1 protein-coding gene is annotated in these 1,589 nt (G+C 29.7%); it reads right to left on the minus strand.

Features of this window, described 5'->3' with window-relative positions; genetic code table 11:
• On the minus strand, positions 1-1,491 hold a 1,491-nt coding region (locus FWJ34_RS19320), incomplete at its 3' end, for an Eco57I restriction-modification methylase domain-containing protein (RefSeq protein WP_308256952.1).
• Between the last annotated feature and the right edge of the window lie 98 nt (positions 1,492-1,589).

The following is a 1,589-nucleotide window of genomic DNA, read 5'->3' on the forward strand; positions in this document are numbered from 1 at the left end:
ATATTCATAAATTTGTATTTTTTTCCCTGTTTGTTCCCCCAATAATCTTTGACGTTTTTTAGAAATTTCATACATTTGTCTCGGCTCAGATTTGAGACGTTTTATTTTATAAACATCATCCCATCTCACACAAATTCTGACACTATCGGGAACATAAAAACCATCACCTTTTGTAGCACCACGATCATAGGTAGGAAATGATGTCATACCAAATAAAATCTTAGAAAAATCGTATAATTCAGGAATTGTAGCCCGTCGAATTTGACTGGGGACTCTATTTGTATTCCACTCTAGATAACGAATGTTATTAATAGCAAACTCTCTTATAATATTTTCTCCATCAACATATTTTTTGCTATGAATATTATCTTCTATATCACTAATTAATTGATCTTTTTTGAAAAGTCCTTGAGATTTTTTTTCATCAGAATTTAAAACCATTCCCACTGTACAATAACAAATATCCTCTAAATCGATAGTATTTTCCCATGTTTGATTAACGACAAATTGTCGAAATACATTAGCCTTATATTCTTGTTGATTTAAAGATGGTAATTGTTCAATATTATCAAAAGAATTAGAATGTAAAAATCTTTGAGTTTGATGAGTATTTTCTAAAACTTTATTTTCTAAAAAGAAGATAGTATTATTAACTACTGCATCACTAAAAATCTTAACACTATTGAAAAAATCTACCTGTAAAATAGTGAAATTATCAGCAATATAATTTCTTAAAAGTTCAGCATAATTATTAGTTTGAATACCCCTAGAAACAATTAAACCGATTTTGCCGTTTTTCTTCACTAATTGAGTTGCAAGTTCAACAAACGGTAAAAATAAATCCCATTTTTCATGTAAAGTATTAAACTTATTTTGTTCTTCAATTTTTTGGCGATAAACATCAACTCCGGGTTCATCAGCGCGAACGTAAGGAGGATTACCGACAATAAAATCAAAACCATCACTAAATTGACCTGTTTTAGTTTTTATTTGTTCAATAATTGATAATTCTAATCTGTGTAAAGGATTTAATAAAGGAGTATTAAATTCCTGTAAATTATGCACTAATAATGAATCGGTATTATAAACATTAAAACGATCGATACTGCAATCAATTAATTTATCAATTTCCTCAACTCGTTTCAGTAAATCGATCACTTGAATTAATAAATTAGTTTCGGCTAAATAACAGGCAAAAGGATTAATATCCAGACAAAAGAAAGAATTTTTAACCTTTTCAATAATTGCTGGTACATATTCAATGGGAATTTCTCCCGTTTTTTGAGAGCGATAAGAATTAATTAAACGTCGTGCCCCATGAACTAAAAAACTACCCGAACCTCCAGCTAAATCTAGTAATTTTTTGTCTCTAATAGCCAAATTATCTGACGTATAGCCAATTTTATCCAAAATATAATCAACTACTGGTTTAGGCGTGAAGTATCGCCCTTGTTCGTGTTTTCCTTCTTCCACATAACGCCGGTAAACCATCCCGTTAATATCACTGTCATTTTCTTTAAAGTTAAAGCGATTTAGAATAGTAAAAACCCTGATTAATGAATTACTGCTAAAACGATACCATTTGAATA

This window comes from Geminocystis sp. GBBB08, assembly GCF_016743215.1.
In the GTDB taxonomy this organism is placed as follows: domain Bacteria; phylum Cyanobacteriota; class Cyanobacteriia; order Cyanobacteriales; family Cyanobacteriaceae; genus Geminocystis.